This is a genomic window from Streptomyces sp. NPDC046915, from assembly GCF_040644935.1.
Lineage (GTDB): Bacteria > Actinomycetota > Actinomycetes > Streptomycetales > Streptomycetaceae > Streptomyces.
In genome coordinates, this window is the sequence record NZ_JBEYXB010000002.1 from 702,613 (window position 1) to 722,126 (window position 19,514).

Here is a 19,514-nt window from a genome sequence, read left to right on the forward strand (position 1 = left end):
ACTGGCGATGCGCGGCAGTTGCACCAAGCGGTGCAACTGCCCTTGCCTGGTGTCTGCTATATCCCGACCCACTCCGCGTACTGTGCCAGCGAGTGGCTGCGAGTCCGTTCCTGCCGCGTGAGGGCGAGAACGGTCTCTCGCACGGTCGGGTGGTAGCGGGTCTGTTGCGGGGCGATACGCCGCGCCTGGTGCAGGCAGTCCAGTGCCTGTTCCGGGTGGCCCTCCCAGGCGTGGGCCCGGCCGAGGTCCATCCAGTGGTGCCCGGCCCTCGAACGGGTCCAGCCGCGCGGAATACGTACATCCTCGGCGAGTTCGATCGCACGCCCGAAGTCGTCGGCCTCCGAGGCAATGGCCACCGTGTGTACACCGACGTTCACCGGGCCCCAGGTGACGCCGAAGTCGGGCAGTTCGCCTGTGGCCCGGGCAAGGGCGCGGGCCTCGGTCAGGCGGGCGTCGGCGTGCGCCCGGTCCTTCATGCGCCCGGCGATGGTCGCGGCGCGCAAGTGCAGCATGCCGCGCATCGCCTCAATGCCCGCAGGGCGACGGGACTGCTGGCCATCTAGGTCCCGCAGACCCCGGTCCACCACCCGCAGACCTACGTCGTACCTACCCGACGACATCGTGGTCTGCGCACGCAGGAAGGCATGCATGGCGGCCAGCCCCGGCTCGTCGGCGCGCGGCGCGGTCCACGCCAGCCGGTCCAAGGCGACGGTGGCGAGATCAAGGAAGCCGAGCTTCCACGCCACGGTGAACACACACCGGAACGTCTCCGCCAGGCACTCGTAGGCGAGCCGCCGCTCCTCCCCGGTGCTCGTGTGGATCGCCTGCACCGACTCGTCGATCAGTACCGGCAGGGCTTGCACCATGTCCGTGTACTGCGCCTGACGGCGCTGTTCCAGCGCCCGCTGGACGTCCGTCCAGATCAACGCGGCCGGACGCGGAGCCGTCTCCCAGTCCAGAGGGATGTCCCAGTTCTCCATCCCCTCACGAATGGGCTGGATCAAAGCATCCATGCGGTCCCGGCGCAGCTCGTCGGCGTACGGCTGCCCCAGCAATTCGGAGGTGGAAACACCCAGTGCGCGGGCACAGGAAGCGACAAGAGCCGGGGACGCGGGCTTCTGCCCGCACTCGACCTTTGACAACAGCGACTTCGACACGTGAGCCCGCATCGCCAGCCCCTGCTGCGTAAGTCCGCGCTGCTTGCGGATGCGGGCGACCCGCGCGCCGATGTGCTCCTCAGTCCTCTGCGGCACGGCGATCTCCGTTCTGCGGCGACATTCAGACGGTACCCCCACCACACCCCCAGGACCGGCTGAACAGATCGACCTCGACGAGGTGCTCGCTGAAGCCGCCCGTCACCTTGGCACGACCACCAAGAAGGCCACGGTCAACGCCGCGCTCAGTGAGATCGTGGAGCGGATGCGGCGGATGGTCGTAGAGGGCGAGATCGACTTCTCGGTCATCGAGGAGCCTGCGACGGCGCCGTGTCAGTCCGGACGTCCAGCGAGTCCTCGGCCGCGCCCCGCGCCCCTTCGCCGACTGGGTCGACCGCAATGTCGCCGCGTTCCGCTGAGACTGGTCAGTGTCGTCGGCCGCTGGAACTGCTCTTCGTGCTCGGCGATCCATTGCTGATGGTCGAGGAAGCTGACGGGAGTTGGCACGCCCCTGCCCTGCCCTGCGCTTCCTTGCTGCCAGGCTGAGGCAACTTCGACCGCATTCCGCCTGATCGGAACGGCGATCAGATCCTATGATCACTCCGCCCCGGCACCCGCTGCGGCCGCACCCGCCTCCGAGACAGGCCGAAGACGATGACGAGTACCGTCCGCAAAGCTCCCCGGACCCTTGCCCGCTGCGCGCAGGCGGCCATAGCGGTGGCCGCCGTGACGGACGTGTTGCGCGCGGCGGCAGTCCGGGACCACTACCTGCACCCCACGGACGCGTCCCTGCACAAGTCGGGCTTCATCTCCATGGTCTTCCTCTATCTGATGACTCTGGCGATCGTGCTGTTCCTCGTGTGGCTCGCCTGGTCCCGGCGCAACGCCCAGGAGCTGTCCCCCCAAGCCTCGGTCCCGAGCCGGGGCTGGACGATCGGCGCGTGGTTCATACCGGTGCTCAACTTCTTCGTCCCTCGCCAGTCGGTCCTCGGCATCGGGCGCGCGAGCTCCGCGTCGTGGCAGGAGAAGCGAGATACGACCCTGGTGAATCTGTGGTGGGCCGCCTGGATCGCGCACGCGCTGGTGCTCACGGCGGCGGGCTGGGTGGCCCAGGGGTCGATGGCCTTCCTCGTGGTGGCGGAGGCCCTCATGATCGCTGCGGCCGTGCTGGTGGGGCTCGTCATCGAGCGCGTCACGGCGCTACAGAGTGCCGCGCTCGGTGCCACCGTTCCCGTCGCACCCCTCGCCCAGGCGTGAGGCAGTTCTCGAGTCCGTGCGCCCGGAGGATCCCGGTGCCCGAGGTGCGGATCCGGCAGGGGCGGACGAGCGCGGCAGTGCGGCCGTCCCGGTCTCGGTCAACCTGGACGGCCGCAGAATCAGGTGGGCGAGAGGTCAGTTGACGTTGACCGCGCTCCACGCCGCAGCCACCGCGTTGTACTCCGTGCTGCCCGCGCCGTAGAGGTCCTTCGCCGCGTTGAGGGTTGCCGTGCGGGCGCCCGCGTAGTTGGTGGAGGACGTCATGTAGACGGTCAGGGCGCGATACCAGATCTTGCCGAGTTTGTCTCGGCCGATACCGGTGACCGTGGAGCCGTTGGAGGTGGGGGAGTCGTAGCTGACGCCGTTGATGGTCTTGGCGCCGCTGCCCTCCGCGAGGAGGTAGGCGAAGTGGTTGGCTACGCCCGAGGAGTAGTGGACGTCGAGGTTGCCGACCGACGAGCTCCAGTAGTCGGCGGAGTTGCCGTCCTTGGAGGGCTTGTCCATGAAGCGGAGGGCCGCCTTGCCGAAGCCGGACTTGACGATCTTTTCGCCGATCAGGTAGTCGCCCTTGTCGGTGGGGTTGTTGGCGTACCACTCGACCAGCGTGCCGAGGATGTCGGAGGTGGCCTCGTTCAGGCCGCCGGACTCGCCCGAGTAGGTCAGGGCGGCCGTTTTGGAGGTTACGCCGTGGGTCATCTCGTGGCCGGCGACGTCCAGGGCCACCAGCGGGCCGAAGGTCGTCCCGTCACCGTCGCCGTAGGTCATGCAAAAGCAACTGTCGTCCCAAAAGGCGTTGTTGTAGCTGTTGCCGTAGTGGACGCGGTTGTACGAGCCCTTGCCGTCGCCGGCTATGCCGTTCCGGCCGTGGACGTTCTTGTAGTAGTCCCAGGTCTCGTTGGTGCCGTACTGGGCGTCCACCGCCGCCGAGGAGCGGTCGCTCGTGGCTCCCGTGCCCCAGTGGTTGTCGGCGTCCGTGTACAGCGTCGCGGGGGCGCGGCTGAAGCAGATGCCGAAGAGGCACAGGTCGGTCTTGTTCTCGGCGTCGCCGGTGTAGGTGTTGCCGCGGGTGGGGTCCTTGAGCCCGTACGAGGACCCGGACTGCGTCGTCTCCAGCGGGACCGTACCGCTGTAGAGGGACTGGCCGTCGCCCGTTGCCGTCTCGATGCTGTCCCAGGCGTCGATCTGCGCGCCCGTGAGGGCGTCGGTCAGGACGGTGCGGGCGACCGGGTTGCCGAGCGAGTCCTTGCCGACCGCGTTGGTGCGCCAGGCCAGTTTGGGGGTGCCGTGCAGGGCGTCGACCACCAGTTGCGGCTTGGCCTTCAACTGGCGCAGGGTTTCACCCAGGTTGGCGGCGCGCAGGGCGTTCACCGCGAGGTCGGCGGCCTTGGGGGCGGAGACCTTCGGGGTTATGGAGGTGAGGGATATCGCGCTCCGCGTGGCGCGGTCGGCGCTGCTGTATGTGCCGTTCGGGGCCAGGTGGACCACGAAGTCGCCACCCAGGACGGGGAGTTGGTGGTACGTGCGGTCGTAGCGGACGTGCTGGGTGCCGTCCTTGTCGACGATCACGTCGCGGACCGAGGTGTCCTGGGTGGAGGTGAGTCCCAGGCCGGTGGCGTGGGCGAGGAGCGCCGACGCCGCGTTCTCGATCGCGGTGGCCCGGGTCGGTCTGCCGTCGGCGTGCGCGGCGGGGGAGAGTGCTGCGGCCAGCAGCGTGGCGGTCGTGGCGGCGATGCCGGCCGTGGCGAGACGGGATCCTCGGTGATGCCGTGTCCGACTCATCGGTCTCCTTGGGGAGGCGCCTGGAAGGCGTGGGGGTGGCGCGCGGGTGTCCCTGAGATTTAAGGGCCGCCGACATGTCATGTCCATAGCGCATTCGCGGAGATGTGTGGGGGAGTCGGAGGGGGTACAGAATCGTTTCTGTGACCTTGCCGTCCTCGTCGTCCTCGTCGTCCTCGTCGTCCTCGTCGTCCTCGCCGTCCTTGCCGTTCTTCGTCTACGGGACCCTCCGGCCCGGCGAGGGCAACCATGACCTGTTCCTGCGCGGCCGCACCCGCTCCGAGGAGCCCGGCCGGCTCACGGGCGCCGTGCTGTACGACGGTCCCGGCTACCCGTACGTCGTCGAGCAGCCGGGCGGTGAGGTCCGCGGCGAACTCGTCACCGCGCTGCCCGCGGCGTACGGACGGCTCCTCCTCGAACTCGACCGGCTGGAGGAGTACGTACCGGGCGACCCGCGCAACCTCTATGAAAGGGTCGACCGCGACGTCGTACGCGCCGACGGCTCAACCGTCCGCGCCTGGGTCTACCTCGCTGCGCCCCCCGTCGCCGCCCGCCTCCGCGCCCGCGGCCGGCTCATCGCGGGCGGGGACTGGCTGACCCGCAACGGGCGTTAGGCGTGCCAGGAGCATCCCCGGCACCTCCGGCAGTCGCACCCGCAGCCCCGCCCCGTCCCAGTCGGCCGACGCGCCCGCCCCGGCCGCGTGCAGTACCTCCACCCGCGCGCCGTCATCAGCCAAGTGCCCCAGCGGCAGCGTGAGTTCCTCAGCCCCGCCCCTGCGCCACACCGACACGTACGTCGCCCCCGTCGCTCCCATCGCCCCCGTAGTCCGCAGCCCCAGCGCCACCCACCCGTCCCCCCACCCCGGCAACCCCAGCGGCCAGAAAGGAACCGCGCCCGGCAGATCACCCCGGATGGCCTTGTAGACCGCCACCGCTTCCCGCACGAGGCCGAGTTGACGAGCTGTCATGCCATCCAAGTGACCGGACAGATGAACCCGCCCCAGCAACGCCGTCCCCACCGTGAAGCCGATCTCCGCATCCGTGAACTCCGGCTGCGGGTACGCCCATACCGCCCCCTGTTCCGGCGGCACCGCCGTCGGCGCGGCGGCCGCGATCGGTGGGTAGCGGAGGGGGTCCTGCTGGTCGGAGGTGGACTGGAGCTGGGTGACGGACAGGGACGCGCCGTCCATGCGCATACCGCCGGACGCGCAGTTCTCGATGACCAGGCCCGGGTGGCGGGTCAGGAGGGCGGACACCCAGTCGCGCCAGGCACGGGTGTGGTCGAGCAGGGCCGGGGCCGTGGTGGTGATGTTGTAGTCGAGTTTGAGGTAGCCCACGCCCCACGCGCCGACGATCCGGTCCACGGTCCCGTCCAGGTGCGCGCGGGCCGCCGGGTGGGTCAGATCCAGCTGGTGGCGGCCCTGTTCGGTGATCCGGGTGCCGTCGTCGTGGCGCAGGAACGCCGCGTCCGGCAGTTCGGCGGCGACCGGACTGCGCACCCCGACCACCTCCGGCTCCAGCCACAGCCCCGGCACCATCCCGCGCGCCCGGATCCGACCCAGCACCTCCTCGATCCCGCCGGGAAAGCGCCGCGGGGCCGCCTGCCACGCCCCGACGCTGTCCCACCAGCCGCCGTCCTCGTCGTCGTACCAGCCGGCGTCCACGCAGAAGTACTCGGCACCCGCCTCGGCCGCCGCGTCGACCAGCGGCAGCAGCTTCTCGGTCGTCGGGTCGCCCATGAGCGTGTTCATGTAGTCGTTGAAGATCACCGGGAGGCGGTCGTGGTCCGGGTGCGGGCGGCGGATCCGGCGGCGGTACGACGTCAGCGCGGCCAGCGCCCCGTCGAAGCCGTCGCCGAGGGCCAGGGCGGCGTACTCGGAGGCGAACTCCTCGCCGGGCGCGAGGACCTGGCGCCAGCCGTGGTCGTCGTACGAGGGGCCGCCCATCCCGACGTACGTCCGCCCGGCCGCCTCCCCGGCGTCCCAGGACCAGCCCGCCGCCGACTCGACCTGCCACAGCCAGGTCCGGCCGTCCGTACGCTCGGTGAGCGCGCCCATCGCCAGGTGGCCGTCGGTGGGCCAGCTGCCCCGGCCGGTCAGCCGCAGGGCCGCGCGGGCGTCGTGACCGTGCACCGCCCGGCCGATGTCGGGCACGGCGGCCCGCAGCGGTTCGGCGGACCAGCGGCACTCGGCGAGCCAGTCGTTGCGGGCCAGGTGGGCGTCGAGTGCGTCGGGGGAGGGCAGCCCGCCCAGCAGCAGGCTGCCGGCGGCGCGGACGGTGACGGGCGCGCGGCCGTCGTTGCGCAGCCGTGTCCGGGAGCGCAGGACCGGGACGCCGTCGGGGGAGGAGTACTCGGCGAACACGGTCAACCCGCTCTCCAGGTCGTGGAGTTCGACCGTGAGGCGGTGCCATCCGTCGTCGCGGTACGTCGCGTGGTGCGCCCGGTGACGCAGCCGGGCGCCGGGCGCCGTCCCCGTGAAACGCGGCCCGGACCAGCCGGTGCCCGCGCCCAGCAGCGTCACGTCGGCGAGCGGCAGACCCCCGTACGAGGCGTCCGGGACCTCCGGATCGCCCGGACGCGCCACGCGCAGCAGCCGGGGCGGGCGGTCGGCGCCGAGGCCGACGTCGACGGTGAGCGCGGAGTGGCCCCAGCGGAGGGCATCGCCATGGATCATGGCGGACCCCTACCCATCAGGCCCTAGGGACGCACCGCCTCCACCCGCACCGCGCACGCCTTGAACTCGGGCATCCGTGACGTCGGGTCCAGCGCGGGGTTGGTGAGGGTGTTGGCGCGGCCCTCGCCCGGCCAGTGGAAGGGCATGAACACGGTGTCCGGGCGGATGCCGGTGGTGATGCGGGCCGGCGCCACCGCACGGCCGCGCCGCGAGACCACGGCCACCGGGTCGCCCTCGGCGGCCCCGAGCCGGGCCGCCAGCCGCGGGTGCAGCTCCACGAACGGGCCGGGGGCGGCGGCGTTCAGCTCGGGCACCCGGCGGGTCTGGGCGCCCGACTGGTACTGGGACACCACCCGGCCGGTCGTCAGCAGCAGCGGGTACTCGTCGTCCGGCTCCTCTCCCGCCGCCCGGTGCGTCACGGCGACGAACCGCGCGCGGCCGTCCTCGGTGGCGAACCGGTCGAGGAAGAGGCGGGGGGTGCCGGGGTGCGCGGCGGGCTCCGCCGCGGGATCCACGGCCCCCTCCGCCCCCTCCGGGCACGGCCAGAACACCCCGTTCTCCTCCGCCAGCCGCCGGTAGGTGATCCCCGAGTAGTCCGCGGGCCCGCCCGCGCTCGCCCGGCGCAGCTCCCCGAAGACCTCCTCGGGGTCGGTCGGGAAGCCCTTCTCCACGCCCAGCCGGGTGGCGAGCCCGTGCAGCACCGCCAGGTCGCTGCGGATCCCGTCGGGCGGGGTGACCGCCTGCCGCCGCAGCAGCACACGGCCCTCCAGACTGGTGGTCGTGCCGGTCTCCTCGGCCCACTGGGTGACCGGAAGTACGACGTCCGCGAGCGCCGCCGTTTCGGACAGTACGACGTCCGCGACCGCGAGGAAGTCCAATGACCGCAGCCGCTCCTCCACGTGCGTGGCGCGCGGCGCGGACACCACCGGGTTGGAGCCCATCAGCAGCAGCGCCCTGATGTCCGTGCCCAGCGCGTCCAGCATCTCGTACGCGCTGCGCCCCGGTCCCGGCAGGCTGTCGGGGTCCACGCCCCACACCTCGGCGACGTGCCGCCGCGCGGCCGGGTCGGTGAGCTTGCGGTAGCCGGGCAACTGGTCGGCCTTCTGGCCGTGTTCGCGCCCGCCCTGCCCGTTGCCCTGCCCGGTGAGGCAGCCGTAGCCGGACAGCGGGCGGCCCGCGCGTCCGGTCGCCAGGCACAGGTTGATCCAGGCGCCCACCGTGTCGGTGCCCTTGGACTGCTGCTCCGGCCCGCGCGCGGTCAGTACCATCGCGGTCTCCGGCTCGCAGAACAGCCTTACTGCTTCACGGAGTTGTGGGACGGATACCCCCGTGATCCGTTCCACGTACTCCGGCCAGTGCGCCATCGCCGCGGCCCGCGCCTCCTCCCAGCCGGCCGTGCGCTCCCGGATGTACTCCTCGTCGGTGCGGCCCTCGGCGACCACCAGGTGCAGCAGGCCCAGGGCCAGCGCGAGATCGGTGCCGGGGCGGGGCGCGAGGTGCAGGTCGGCCTGCTCGGCGGTCTTCGTGCGGCGCGGGTCGACGACGATCAGCGTGCCGCCGTTGTCGCGGAGTTCGCTGAAGAAGCGCAGTGACGGCGGCATGGTCTCCGCGAGGTTGGAGCCGACCAGGATCACGCAGCCCGTCTTCGGGACGTCCTCCAGCGGGAACGGCAGCCCCCGGTCGAGACCGAACGCCTTCGTGCCCGCCGCGGCGGCCGACGACATGCAGAAGCGGCCGTTGTAGTCGATCTGCGAGGTGCCCAGCACCACCCGCGCGAACTTGCCGAGCGCGTACGCCTTCTCGTTGGTCAGCCCGCCCCCGCCGAACACCCCGCACGCGTCGGGGCCGTACGCGGTACGCGCCGAGGCGAGACCCGCGGCGATCCGGTCCAGCGCCTCCTCCCAGGAGGCGGGCACCAGTTCACCCCCGGACCGCACCAACGGCGAGGTCAGCCGCACCCCGGGCGACAGCAGCGCCGCGGCCGTCCGCCCCTTGCCGCACAGCGCCCCCCGGTTCACCGGGAAGTCCGGCCGCTCGGTCACCTCGACGCCCCCTCCCGGCGCGGGGGTCACATTCATCCCGCACTGCAGGGCGCAGTACGGGCAGTGGGTGGGCGTCGAGGTGGTCTCCATACCGCCCAGCGTGCTTCGCACGTGTTACGTGCCGTGACGGTTCCCTGTTACACGGCCGGGACGGCGACCTCCCCGCCGCGGCCGGGCCGCCGTGAGGCACGCACCCGCCCACCCTTGAGTCGTCGCGGACGGTACAGAAGTTGCCGTCGTGACAGAAGACGTCACATCTGTCGCATTACGTATCATAGTTGGCCGAACGTACCTGGTTGAGAGTTGAAGAATCGCGGCTACAGTCGTCCCCTGCGCACGACCCCGCACGGCTTTCGGCACATGGGCCGGCTCCGAGGCTGCCGCCGCCACCCGGACCCGGCTCTCTCCCCTCGAAACAGCCAGGAGGTCTCCCGAGCCATGCCTCTGCGCCACCTCACCCCCCGCGACCAGCAGCTCTTCTGGCAGTACGGCCGCGGCCCCGCCGCACCCGTCCCCGACCCGCTCGTCCACCGCGCCGTCGAACGGCAGGCGGCCGTCCGCCCCGACGCCCCCGCCGCCGAACACCAGGGCGCGGTCATCACCTACGGCGAGCTCGACCGCGCCGCCGACGCCCTCGCCGCCCGTCTCGTCCGCGAAGGCGTACGTCCCGGCGACCACGTCGGCCTCTTCGTACGCCGCTCCATCCCGATGCTCGTCGGCCTGCTCGCCACCCTGAAGGCGGGCGCCGCCTACGTCCCCCAGGACATCGGCCTCACCCCCCGTCCCCAGCTCGCCCACGTCGTCCGGACCGCCGCGACCCGGGTGATCCTCACCCAGCGGGAACACGCCTCCCGCGTCCCCGTGCCGCCCGGCCACCGGCTGATCACCCTGGACGAACCCCAGCCGTGCGCACCCGGACCCGTGGTCCGCGCGGCCCCGCCCGCCCCCGACGACGGCTGCTACGTCCTGTTCACCTCCGGCACCACCGGACGCCCCAACGGCGTGCGGGTCACCCACCGCAACGTCGCCAACCTCCTGCTCACCGAGCCGGGCGGCCTCGGCGTCCGCCCCGGCGACCGGGTCCCCCAACTGCTCAACATCGCCTTCGACATGGCCGCCTGGGAGATCCTCGGCTGCCTCACCCACGGTGGCACCCTCGTCATCCGCGGCAAGGACATCGCCGCCGCGGCCCGCACCGCCGACGTGCTGATCGCCACGCCGACCGTGCTGGCCGGCATCGACCCCGGGGCCTGCCCGCGGGTGCGCACGGTCGCGGTCGCCGGGGAGCCGTGCCCGCGCCCCCTGGCCGACCTGTGGGCGGGCCGCGCCGCCTTCCACAACTGCTGCGGCCCCACCGAGGTGACCATCGTCAACACCGTGCGCCGCCACGACCCGGCGGCCGCCCTGCTCACCATCGGCACCCCCACCCCGAACAACACCGTGTACGTCCTGGACGCCGACCGCAGACCGCTCCCCATCGGCGAGGCGGGCGAGATGTGGGCGGGCGGCACCTGCGTCTCGGCCGGCTACCTCGGCAACGACGAGCTGACCGCCGAGCGGTACGCCCCCGATCCCTTCCTCGGCGGGGGCGGACGGATGTTCCGCACCCGGGACCTCGGCCGCTGGACCGCGGACGGCGAGCTCGAACACCTCGGCCGCACGGACGACCAGGTCAAGGTGCGCGGCTTCCGCGTCGAGCTCGACTCCGTCTCCTCGGTACTGGAGTCGGTGGAGGGGTGTCTGCGGGCGGTGACGCTGAAGCGGGACGCGCGCAGCCTGGTGGCGTTCGTCTGCCCGGCCGGCATCGATCCCGAGCGAGCCCGGCGCGCGGTGGCGGACGCCCTCCCGTACTACTGCGTCCCCTCGGACGTCTTCCCGCTGGCCTCGCTGCCCGAGACCGACCGCGGCAAGATCGACAAACAGGCTCTGCTCCGGCTGGCCGAGGAGCACCAGGGGGTGCTCCGATGACCACGGCGCCCGCGGCCGGGGTGCGGGACGTCCCGCTGCCGCCGGTCACCCCGGGACCCAGGCGGCTCTTCAAGCACCCGCTCCTGATGCACTACAACCGGCTGGCGGCACTCGTCGTCGCCGTCAACCTGGTCTGGGCGGCCGCGCGGTGGCCGTTGCCCGCGTCGTCGCCCGGTCACGCGGCACTGGCGAACCTCGCGCTCGCCGTCCTCGTGCGCCAGCAGTACGTCGTCAACCTCATGTTCCGGCTGGCGACCCGGCCTCCGACCAGCTGGCCGCTGAAGGTGCGCTGGACGCTGGGCAAGGTCTACCACTTCGGCGGGCTGCACGTGGGCGGGGCGCTGGCGGGTGCGGTGTGGTTCCTGGCCTCGGTGCTCGCGGAGCCCGACGGGCCCGGCCGGGCCGTGGGCCTGGCCCTGACCGGCCTGCTGGCCCTCGTCGTCGCCACCGCCGTGCCCGCCTTCCGCTCCCGGCACCACGACCTCTTCGAGAAGGTGCACCGCTTCGGCGGCTGGACCGCCCTGCTGCTGTTCTGGGCGCACACCCTGCTGTCCGGTGCCGGACCGGTCCCCGTGGTGGTGCTCGCCGTGGTCACCTTCAGCGTCGCCCTGCCCTGGCTGCGGCTGCGCAAGGTCGACGTACGGATCGAGCGCCCCTCCCCGCACGTCGTACTGGCTCGCTTCGACCACGGTGAGACACCCTTCGCGGGCTCCTCCACCGCGATCAGCCGCAGCCCGCTGAAGGAGTGGCACTCGTTCGCCAACGTGCCGTCCCCCGCAGAGCCCGGATTCCGGCTCACCATCTCCCGCGCGGGCGACTGGACGGGCTCCTTCATCGACGACAGGCCCTCACAGGTATGGGTGAAGGGCATCACGACGGCCGGGGTCGCCAACATCGAGACGCTGTTCAGGAAGGTCGTGTACGTGGCCACGGGCAGCGGCATCGGCCCCTGCCTGCCGCACCTCCTGGCCGCCGAGGTCCCGTCCCGCCTGGTCTGGGCGACCCGCGATCCCCGTGCGACCTACGGCGACGCGCTCGTCGACGAGATCCTGGCCGTCCAGCCGCACGCGCTCGTCTGGGACACCTCCCGGCACGGCAAGCCCGACATGGTGCGGCTCGCCTACGCGGCGTACCGGGACTTCGGGGCCGAAGCCGTGATCTGCATCTCGAACAAGAAGCTCACCTGGCAGGTCGTGCACGGTCTGGAGCGGCGTGGGATTCCGGCGTACGGCGCGATCTGGGACTCGTAGAGGAGACCGGTGGAGATGGACAGCCTGGAAGTGGAACACAGTCTGAAAGTGGAACACGACGGCCGTGTGGTGACCGTACGGTTGCACCGCCCGCACGTCCGCAACGCGCTGAACTCCGCACTGCTCACCGAACTCCTGGGCGTCCTGCGCCCGTTGGACAAGGAACCGGCCGTCGGTTGTGTGCTCCTCACCGGCTCGGGCGAGGTGTTCAGCGCGGGTGCCGACATCAGGGAGATGGCCGGGAGGACGGCCGTGGAACTGGCCGCGGAGGACTACTTCGGGGCGTGGGAGGAGTTCGCGGACCTCCGTACACCGAAGATCGCGGCCGTCAACGGGCTGGCCCTGGGCGGCGGTTGCGAGCTGGCGATGATGTGCGACCTGGTGATCGCCGGGGAGTCGGCCGTCTTCGGCCAGCCGGAGATCAGGCTCGGTGTGATCCCGGGCATCGGCGGCACCCAACGCCTGACCCGGCTGGTCGGCCGCGCCAAGGCCATGGACCTCGTCCTCACCGGCCGCTCGATGGACGCCCGCGAGGCGGAGGGCTGCGGCCTGGTCTCCCGCGTGGTCCCCGACGACCGGGTCCTGACCGAGGCCCTGGAGGCCGCCGCCACCATCGCCTCGTACTCCCGCACGGCGGTCACCGCGGCCCTAGACTGCGTCGACCGTGCCCTGGAGACCGGTCTGCGCGACGGCATCCGCTTCGAACGCCGCGTGTTCCACGCCCTGTTCGCCACCGAGGACCAGAAGGAGGGCATGACGGCGTTCCTGGAGAAACGTCCGCCGCACTTCATGGGGCGCTGAAGCCCGTCGTGCGGGACGGGGTACGGCCAAGGGGGCGCCCGGAGTGATCCGGGCGCCGCCACCTCACCGCCCACTCGCCAGCGCCCGGGCCACCCCCGGCTCCTTCCGGCCCAGGAAGCGGGGATCCGGCTTGAAGACCGCGTCCAGGGCCGCCTTGCCCGCGGCGAAGACCTCGCGGGTGCCGCCGTAGTACCAGGTGACGTCGTGCTTGGCGTCGACGCCGACGCCGTAGGAGTCGATGCCCGCCGCCTCGCAGAGGGCGACCGCGCGGCGGATGTGGAAGCCCTGGCTGATCAGGACGGCCCGGTCGACTCCGAAGATCTTCTTCGCGCGGACGCAGGAGTCCCAGGTGTCGAAACCGGCGTAGTCGCTGACCACGCGGGAGCCGGGAACACCCCGCTCGGTCAGGTACGCGCGCATGGCGTCCGGCTCGTCGTAGTCCTCCCGGCTGTTGTCACCGGTGACCAGCACCACCTTCACCCGCCCCGCGCGGTACAGCTTCACCGCCGCGTCCAGCCGGTGCGCGAGGTACGGGGACGGCTCCCCGTCCCACAGCCCCGCCCCGAACACGACGGCGACATCGGTGCGCGGCACGTCCGCCGTACCGCGCAGCCGGTCGGCCGTCGACACGAACAGCCAGGTCACCGGAAGCAGCGCCAGCACACAGCCGGCCATCACGGCCTGCACCAGCCGGCGCCGTCCGGCACGCGTCCGCGGCAGGCGAGGTCGACGGATCTTCACGCAGGCCCCCTCTTCTCCCTCTTCTCCGGCTTCTCCGTTCCGAGGAGGAGGACGCGCCGCACGGTGATCCGGTTCGCCTCACACGGTCCGGGCGCACGCCGTGAACCCACGGAAAATACCCGTGACGGCCGTGCAACGAGGGCGCAACCTCCGGCCGCCAGGATCGTTCCATGACGGACCTCGACAGCACGGCGGACATCATGGCGGGCATCAGCAGCCGGCTCGCCGGCCAGCTCAGCCTCGTCACCCTGGACGGCAGGCGCCGCCCCGGCCCGCCCGCCCTCGTCCTGGTGGGACACGGCAGCCGCGACCCGCGCGCGCTGCGCACGGTCCTCGCCCTCATGGAACGGGTACGGGAGCTGCGCCCCGGCCTGCCCGTGCGCCTCGGCCACATCGAGCTGAACGAGCCCCTGCTCCCCGACACCCTCGCCGCCCTGGGCGACGCCCCGGCCGTGCTCGTACCGCTGCTGCTCAGCCGCGGCTACCACGTCAAGCGGGACATCCCCGAGATGGCCGCCGCGGCTACCGCACGCACGCGCGTGGCCGCACCGCTCGGCCCCCACCCGCTCCTCGTGGAGACCCTGTACGACCGCCTGCTGGAGGCCGGCTGGCCCACCGGCCCCGACGACGCCACCCGTCGTTCGAGCGGTGTCGTACTCGCCGCCGCCGGTTCCCGCGACCCCGACTCCGCGGCCGACACCCGCCGCACGGCCCGGCTCCTCGCCGACCGCCTCGGCGTACCCGTCGTCCCCGCCTACGCCTCCGCCGCGACCCCGACCGTCCGCACAGCCGTACGCGCCCTCACCGCCCGGGGCCGCCACCGAGTGGCGATCGCCTCCTGCTTCACGGCTCCCGGCCGCTTCGCCACCCAGTGCGCCGAAGCCGCCCCCTGGATCGCCTCGGCCCCCCTGGGTGCCCACGAGGCAATGGCCCGCCTGGTCCTGCACCGCTACGACCAGGCACTGTCCACCCCGGCCGCCGCAGAACCCACACTGGCCTCGGCTTGAAACTCCGGGCGGGGACAACGCCGCTCAGGGGCGCGGGGAACTGCGCGAACAACCACAACGCACCCGCACCCGCCATACAACAAGACTCGGCAGACGCATAGGCACCCGGAACCCCCCGATTGTCACCACCGCCCCGTACTGTCGAATCATGGAAGGCACCGCAGGTAAAGGCACCGAACCCCCGACGGGCTACGACCCGGCGTCAGCCGACCGCTGGGCCCCCGAGCCCGACAAGCGCCCCGGCCGCACCGCCTTCCAGCGAGACCGCGCCCGCATCCTGCACAGCGCGGCGCTCCGGCGCCTGGCAGGCAAGACCCAGGTCGTCACTCCGGGTGAGCCCAACCACCCGGCCTGGGACGCCAGCCCCCGCACCCGTCTCACCCACTCCCTGGAGTGCGCCCAGGTCGGCCGCGAGCTCGGCGCGGCCCTCGGCTGCGATCCCGACCTGGTGGAGGCGGCCTGCCTCTCCCACGACCTGGGCCACCCGCCCTTCGGCCACAACGGCGAACAGGCGCTGAACGAGTTCGCCGACGACTGCGGCGGCTTCGAGGGCAACGCCCAGTCCCTCAGGCTCCTCACCCGCATCGAGCCCAAGCGCTTCACCCCCGAAGGCTCCGTCGGCCTCAACCTCACCCGCGCCGCCCTCGACGCCGCCACCAAGTACCCCTGGCCGCGGGGCGCCCACCCCACCGACCCGGCTTCGGGGAAGTTCGGGGTGTACGAGGACGACCGGCCGGTCTTCGACTGGGTCCGCAAGGACGCCCCGGGCACGCGTACCTGCTTCGAGGCCCAGGTCATGGACTGGGCGGACGACGTGGCGTACTCGGTGCACGACGTCGAGGACGGCCTGCACGCCGGCCACATCGCCCCGGGCGCCCTGCGCGCCGAACCGGAACGGCAGGCGGTCTTCGAGGTCGCCATCGGCCGGTACGTGCCCGCCGGCACCGACCCCGCCGAACTCGCCGAGGCGCTCGACCGCCTCCTGGTCCAGGAATGGTGGCCGCACGGCTACGACGGCACGGCGGTCGCCCAGGCCCGTCTGAAGGACGCCACCAGCCAGCTCATCGGCCGCTTCTGCCTGGCCGCCGAGGCCGCCACGCGCCAGACGTACGGCAACGGCCGCCTCACCCGGTACGGCGCGGAACTCGTCGTGCCGCGCTCCGCACGCATGGAGTGCGCGGTCCTCAAGGCGGTCGCCGACCAGTACGTGATGCGGCGCGCCGAGCAGGAGCGGCTCCGCGCCGACCAGCGGATCGTCGTCGCCGAACTCGCCGAGGCGCTCACCGCCCGCGCCCCCGACGGCCTGGACCCGCAGTTCCGGTCGCTCTTCGACGCGGCGGACGACGATCACGCCCGTAAACGGGTGATCGTCGATCAGATCGCTTCCCTGACCGACGCGTCGGCCCGCTCGTTGCACGCGAGACTGACGGGGCGCCTGTGAGAAGAATGTGACCCTCCGTGGCCTGATCGGGTCACTCCCCCTTCCCGCATCACGCTCAGTGCGGGAGGCTCCCATGTGGCGGCATCTTTACGAGGAGGCATCAAGTGGTCGACGCGGACCAGACGTTCGTCATCGTCGGAGGAGGGCTGGCCGGCGCCAAGGCGGCCGAGACGCTCCGGGCGGAGGGCTTCACGGGCCGGGTGATACTGATCTGCGACGAGCGCGACCACCCCTACGAACGCCCGCCGCTGTCCAAGGGCTACCTGCTGGGCAAGGAGGAACGCGACAGCGTCTTCGTGCACGAACTCGCCTGGTACGCGCAGAACGACATCGAGCTGCACCTCGGCCAGACCGTCGACGCCATCGACCGTACGGCGAAGACGGTCCGGTTCGGTGACGACGGCACCCTCGTGCACTACGACAAGCTGCTTCTCGCCACCGGCGCGGAGCCCCGCCGCCTCGACATCCCCGGCACCGACCTCGCGGGCGTCCACCACCTGCGCCGCCTCGCCCACGCCGAGCGGCTCAAGGGCGTGCTGAGCTCGCTCGGCCGGGACAACGGGCACATCGTGATCGCGGGCGCGGGCTGGATCGGCCTGGAGGTGGCGGCGGCGGCCCGGGAGTACGGCGCCGAGGTCACCGTCATCGAGCACAACCCGACCCCGCTGCACGGCGTCCTCGGCCCCGAGCTGGGCGCCCTCTTCGCCGAGCTGCACCGCGAGCACGGGGTCCGCTTCCACTTCGGGGTCCGGCTCACCGAGATCGTCGGCCAGGACGGCATGGTGCTGGCCGCCCGTACCGACGACGGCGAGGAGCACCCCGCGCACGACGTCCTGGCGGCCATCGGCGCCGCTCCGCGCGTCGGGCTGGCCGAGGCGGCGGGGCTGGAGATCGCCGACCGCGCACACGGCGGCGGCGTCGTGGTGGACGAGCGGCTGCGCACCTGTGACCCCGACATCTTCGCGGCCGGCGACGTCGCCGCCTTCCCGCACGCCCTCTTCGACACCCGGCTGCGGGTCGAGCACTGGGCCAACGCCCTCAACGGCGGACCGGCGGCGGCCCGCGCGATGCTCGGCGCAGACGTCGGCTACGACCGCGTCCCCTACTTCTTCACCGACCAGTACGACCTGGGCATGGAGTACAGCGGCTGGGCGCCGCCGGGGTCGTACGACCAGGTGGTGATCCGGGGGGACGCGGGCAAGCGGGAGTTCATCGCGTTCTGGGTGAAGGAGGGCCGGGTGCTGGCCGGAATGAACGTGAATGTGTGGGATGTCACAGAGCCGATCCAGAAGCTGATCCGCTCCGCGGCCCCGGTGGACACCGAGGCACTGGCCGACCCGCGCGTACCGCTCGACAGCCTCGCCTCCTGACTCCTCGAAGGGGCGGGCCGGGCGCCCGGGACTGTCACTTCCGCCCCGTAGAATTCACGCGTGGCAGGACGGATCAACGACGACGACGTGAAGGCGGTACGGGACGCGGTCCCGATCGACTCCGTCGTGTCCGAGTACCTCCAGCTGCGCAACGCGGGCGGGGGCAACCTCAAGGGCCTGTGCCCGTTCCATGACGAGAAGTCGCCGTCCTTCCAGGTCAGCCCGAGCAAGGGACTCTTCCACTGCTTCGGCTGCCAGGAGGGCGGCGACACCATCACGTTCGTGATGAAGGTCGACCACCTCTCCTTCTCCGAGGCGGTCGAGCGCCTCGCCGCGCAGGCCGGCATCACCCTGCGCTACGAGGAGGGCGGGTACAACCCGTCCCACCAGCGCGGCGAGCGGATCCGCCTGGTCGAGGCCCACAAGATCGCCGCGCAGTGGTACGCGGAACAGCTCGCCACCAGCCCCGAGGCCGAGACCGGCCGCCTCTTCCTGGCCGACCGCGGCTTCGACCAGGCCGCCGCCGTCCACTTCGGCGTGGGCTACAGCCCCCAGGGCTGGGACCACCTCACCCGCTATCTGCGCGGCAAGGGCTTCACCGACAAGGAACTGCTCCTCTCCGGCCTCTCCCAGGAGGGCCGCCGAGGCCCCATCGACCGCTTCCGGGGCCGTCTGATGTGGCCCATCCGGGACATCGGCGGCGAGGTGGTCGGCTTCGGCGCGCGCAAGCTGTACGAGGCGGACAACGGCCCCAAGTACCTCAACACGCCCGACACGGCGATCTACAAGAAGAGCCAGGTGCTGTACGGCATCGACCTGGCGAAGAAGGAGATCGCCAAGGCCTCCCGCGCGGTGGTGGTCGAGGGCTACACCGACGTCATGGCCTGCCACCTGGCCGGGGTGACCACGGCGATCGCGACCTGCGGCACGGCCTTCGGCGGCGACCACATCAAGATCCTGCGCCGGCTGCTGATGGACAACGGCAGCGCACGCGTGATCTTCACCTTCGACGGCGACGCGGCCGGGCAGAAGGCGGCCCTGCGCGCCTTCGAGGACGACCAGAAGTTCGCCGCCGAGACGTACATCGCGATCGCTCCCGACGGCATGGACCCCTGCGACCTGCGCCTGGCCAAGGGTGACGAGGCGGTGGCCGACCTGGCCGAACCGCGTACCCCGCTCTTCGAGTTCGCCCTCCGCCAGATCGTCGGCCGCTACGACCTGAACACCCCCGCGGGCCGAGCCGCCGCCCTCGACGAGGCGGCCCCGATCGTGGCCCGCATCAAGAACAGCGGCGCCCAGCACGAGGTCGCCGTCGAGCTGGCCGGGATGCTCGGCATCCTCGACACGCAGTTCGTGGTCAAGCGGGTCGCCCAGCTTGCCCGTTGGGCCCGCGACCGCGGCGGCAGGGGCCCGGCGCCGGCCCGGGGGCCGCAGCAGCAGTACGAGGCGGCCGCCCCCCGCCCCACGGCCTCGGGCCCCGCGCTGAACCTCCGCAACCCGGTGTACGCCACGGAACGCGAGCTGCTGAAGCTCGCCCTCCAGCGGCCGGAGCTGGTCTCCCCGGCCTTCGACGCCTACGGGATCGACGAGTTCACCGCCCCGCCCTACGCCGCCGTACGCCAGGCGATCATGGACGCGGGCGGCGCCGAGTACGGCACACAGGACTCCCAGGAGTACCTGGTCCGCGTCCGCGAGGCGGCCCCCGACGACACGGTCCGCGCGATGGTGACCGAGCTGGCCGTGGAAGCGATCATGCGCCGCACCGTCGACGAGCCCTACGCCGGCGAACAACTCGTCTGGGTCCGCCGCCGCGCCGTCGACCGCCGCATCCAGGACATCCAGAGCACCCTCGCCCGCCTCGGCACGGGCGGCGACCCGGCCCACCTGGCAGCCGTGCAGAACGAGTTGTGGGTCCTCCAGCAGTACGGCCAGACACTCCGCGTGCAGGGCGCCGCCGCTCTCTGAGCGATGCCGCGTACCTCCCGTCACCGCCCCGTCACGGCACGAACGCAAAAAGTCACCGCACGCCCCT

The 19,514-nt window shown here is 72.0% G+C and carries 14 protein-coding genes and 2 pseudogenes; 11 read left to right on the forward strand and 5 right to left on the reverse strand.

Features of this window, described 5'->3' with window-relative positions; translation table 11 throughout:
* Positions 1 to 56: 56 nt before the first annotated feature.
* Positions 57 to 1,253: a helix-turn-helix transcriptional regulator gene (locus tag ABZ915_RS07870; RefSeq protein ID WP_361797534.1), complete on the reverse strand. Its 1,197-nt coding sequence runs from the start codon at positions 1,251 to 1,253 to the stop codon at positions 57 to 59.
* A 67-nt stretch (positions 1,254 to 1,320) separates the two neighbouring features.
* Between ABZ915_RS07870 and ABZ915_RS07875 the strand changes: the two are divergent.
* From ABZ915_RS07875 to ABZ915_RS07885, 3 genes and pseudogenes are all read left to right on the forward strand, one after another.
* A pseudogene (locus ABZ915_RS07875) lies at positions 1,321 to 1,431 on the forward strand (type II toxin-antitoxin system VapB family antitoxin); the annotation flags it as partial.
* A gap of 52 nt (positions 1,432 to 1,483) precedes the next feature.
* Positions 1,484 to 1,573: pseudogene (locus tag ABZ915_RS07880) on the forward strand (NmrA family transcriptional regulator); the annotation flags it as partial.
* A 235-nt stretch (positions 1,574 to 1,808) separates the two neighbouring features.
* Positions 1,809 to 2,411 (forward strand): DUF4328 domain-containing protein, encoded by a 603-nt coding sequence (locus tag ABZ915_RS07885; protein WP_361797537.1) that lies wholly within the window; start codon positions 1,809 to 1,811, stop codon positions 2,409 to 2,411.
* 135 nt (positions 2,412 to 2,546) lie between these two features.
* Here ABZ915_RS07885 and ABZ915_RS07890 read toward each other — a convergent pair whose 3' ends face one another.
* The gene (locus tag ABZ915_RS07890; protein WP_361797540.1) at positions 2,547 to 4,190 is read right to left on the reverse strand and encodes a M4 family metallopeptidase; all 1,644 of its coding nucleotides are present in this window, start codon (positions 4,188 to 4,190) and stop codon (positions 2,547 to 2,549) included.
* A gap of 140 nt (positions 4,191 to 4,330) precedes the next feature.
* On the opposite strand from ABZ915_RS07890, the gene ABZ915_RS07895 reads away from it, so the two are divergent.
* A complete protein-coding gene (locus tag ABZ915_RS07895) occupies positions 4,331 to 4,801 on the forward strand; it encodes a gamma-glutamylcyclotransferase family protein (RefSeq protein WP_361797543.1) in 471 nt (156 codons plus the stop codon).
* On the opposite strand, the gene ABZ915_RS07900 is transcribed toward ABZ915_RS07895, so the two are convergent.
* Both ABZ915_RS07900 and ABZ915_RS07905 read right to left on the reverse strand, forming a co-directional pair.
* Positions 4,691 to 6,862, reverse strand: a complete 2,172-nt coding sequence (locus ABZ915_RS07900) for an alpha-galactosidase (RefSeq protein ID WP_361797546.1) — start codon at positions 6,860 to 6,862, stop codon at positions 4,691 to 4,693. The two genes, ABZ915_RS07895 and ABZ915_RS07900, sit on opposite strands and share 111 nt — an antisense overlap.
* A 23-nt stretch (positions 6,863 to 6,885) precedes the next feature.
* Positions 6,886 to 8,994, reverse strand: coding sequence for a molybdopterin oxidoreductase family protein (locus ABZ915_RS07905; RefSeq protein ID WP_361797549.1), 2,109 nt, complete (start codon positions 8,992 to 8,994; stop codon positions 6,886 to 6,888).
* Positions 8,995 to 9,342: 348 nt separating this feature from the next.
* Here ABZ915_RS07905 and ABZ915_RS07910 point away from each other — a divergent pair, with 348 nt between their 5' ends.
* The 3 genes from ABZ915_RS07910 to ABZ915_RS07920 are packed head-to-tail and all read left to right on the forward strand — an operon-like array spanning position 9,343 to position 12,923.
* On the forward strand, positions 9,343 to 10,872 hold the full coding sequence (locus tag ABZ915_RS07910) for an amino acid adenylation domain-containing protein (protein ID WP_361797552.1): 1,530 nt from the start codon (positions 9,343 to 9,345) through the stop codon (positions 10,870 to 10,872).
* Positions 10,869 to 12,122: a hypothetical protein gene (locus tag ABZ915_RS07915; RefSeq protein ID WP_361797555.1), complete on the forward strand. Its 1,254-nt coding sequence runs from the start codon at positions 10,869 to 10,871 to the stop codon at positions 12,120 to 12,122. Before ABZ915_RS07910 ends, ABZ915_RS07915 begins: the two co-directional genes overlap by 4 nt.
* A 15-nt stretch (positions 12,123 to 12,137) precedes the next feature.
* A complete protein-coding gene (locus ABZ915_RS07920; protein ID WP_361797558.1) occupies positions 12,138 to 12,923 on the forward strand; it encodes an enoyl-CoA hydratase-related protein in 786 nt (261 codons plus the stop codon).
* Positions 12,924 to 12,986: 63 nt separating this feature from the next.
* Here the strand turns inward: ABZ915_RS07920 and ABZ915_RS07925 are convergent, their stop codons facing one another.
* Positions 12,987 to 13,664, reverse strand: a complete 678-nt coding sequence (locus tag ABZ915_RS07925) for an ElyC/SanA/YdcF family protein (RefSeq protein WP_361797561.1) — start codon at positions 13,662 to 13,664, stop codon at positions 12,987 to 12,989.
* 170 nt (positions 13,665 to 13,834) lie between these two features.
* On the opposite strand from ABZ915_RS07925, the gene ABZ915_RS07930 reads away from it, so the two are divergent.
* The 4 genes from ABZ915_RS07930 (at position 13,835) to dnaG (ending at position 19,447) form a co-directional block, all read left to right on the forward strand.
* A complete protein-coding gene (locus tag ABZ915_RS07930; RefSeq protein ID WP_361797564.1) occupies positions 13,835 to 14,671 on the forward strand; it encodes a sirohydrochlorin chelatase in 837 nt (278 codons plus the stop codon).
* Positions 14,672 to 14,819: 148 nt separating this feature from the next.
* On the forward strand, positions 14,820 to 16,112 hold the full coding sequence (locus tag ABZ915_RS07935) for a deoxyguanosinetriphosphate triphosphohydrolase (protein WP_361797567.1): 1,293 nt from the start codon (positions 14,820 to 14,822) through the stop codon (positions 16,110 to 16,112).
* A gap of 104 nt (positions 16,113 to 16,216) precedes the next feature.
* On the forward strand, positions 16,217 to 17,482 hold the full coding sequence (locus tag ABZ915_RS07940; protein WP_361797570.1) for an FAD-dependent oxidoreductase: 1,266 nt from the start codon (positions 16,217 to 16,219) through the stop codon (positions 17,480 to 17,482).
* Between the two features lie 60 nt (positions 17,483 to 17,542).
* Positions 17,543 to 19,447, forward strand: coding sequence for a DNA primase (gene dnaG, locus ABZ915_RS07945; RefSeq protein ID WP_361797573.1), 1,905 nt, complete (start codon positions 17,543 to 17,545; stop codon positions 19,445 to 19,447).
* Positions 19,448 to 19,514 lie beyond the last annotated feature (67 nt).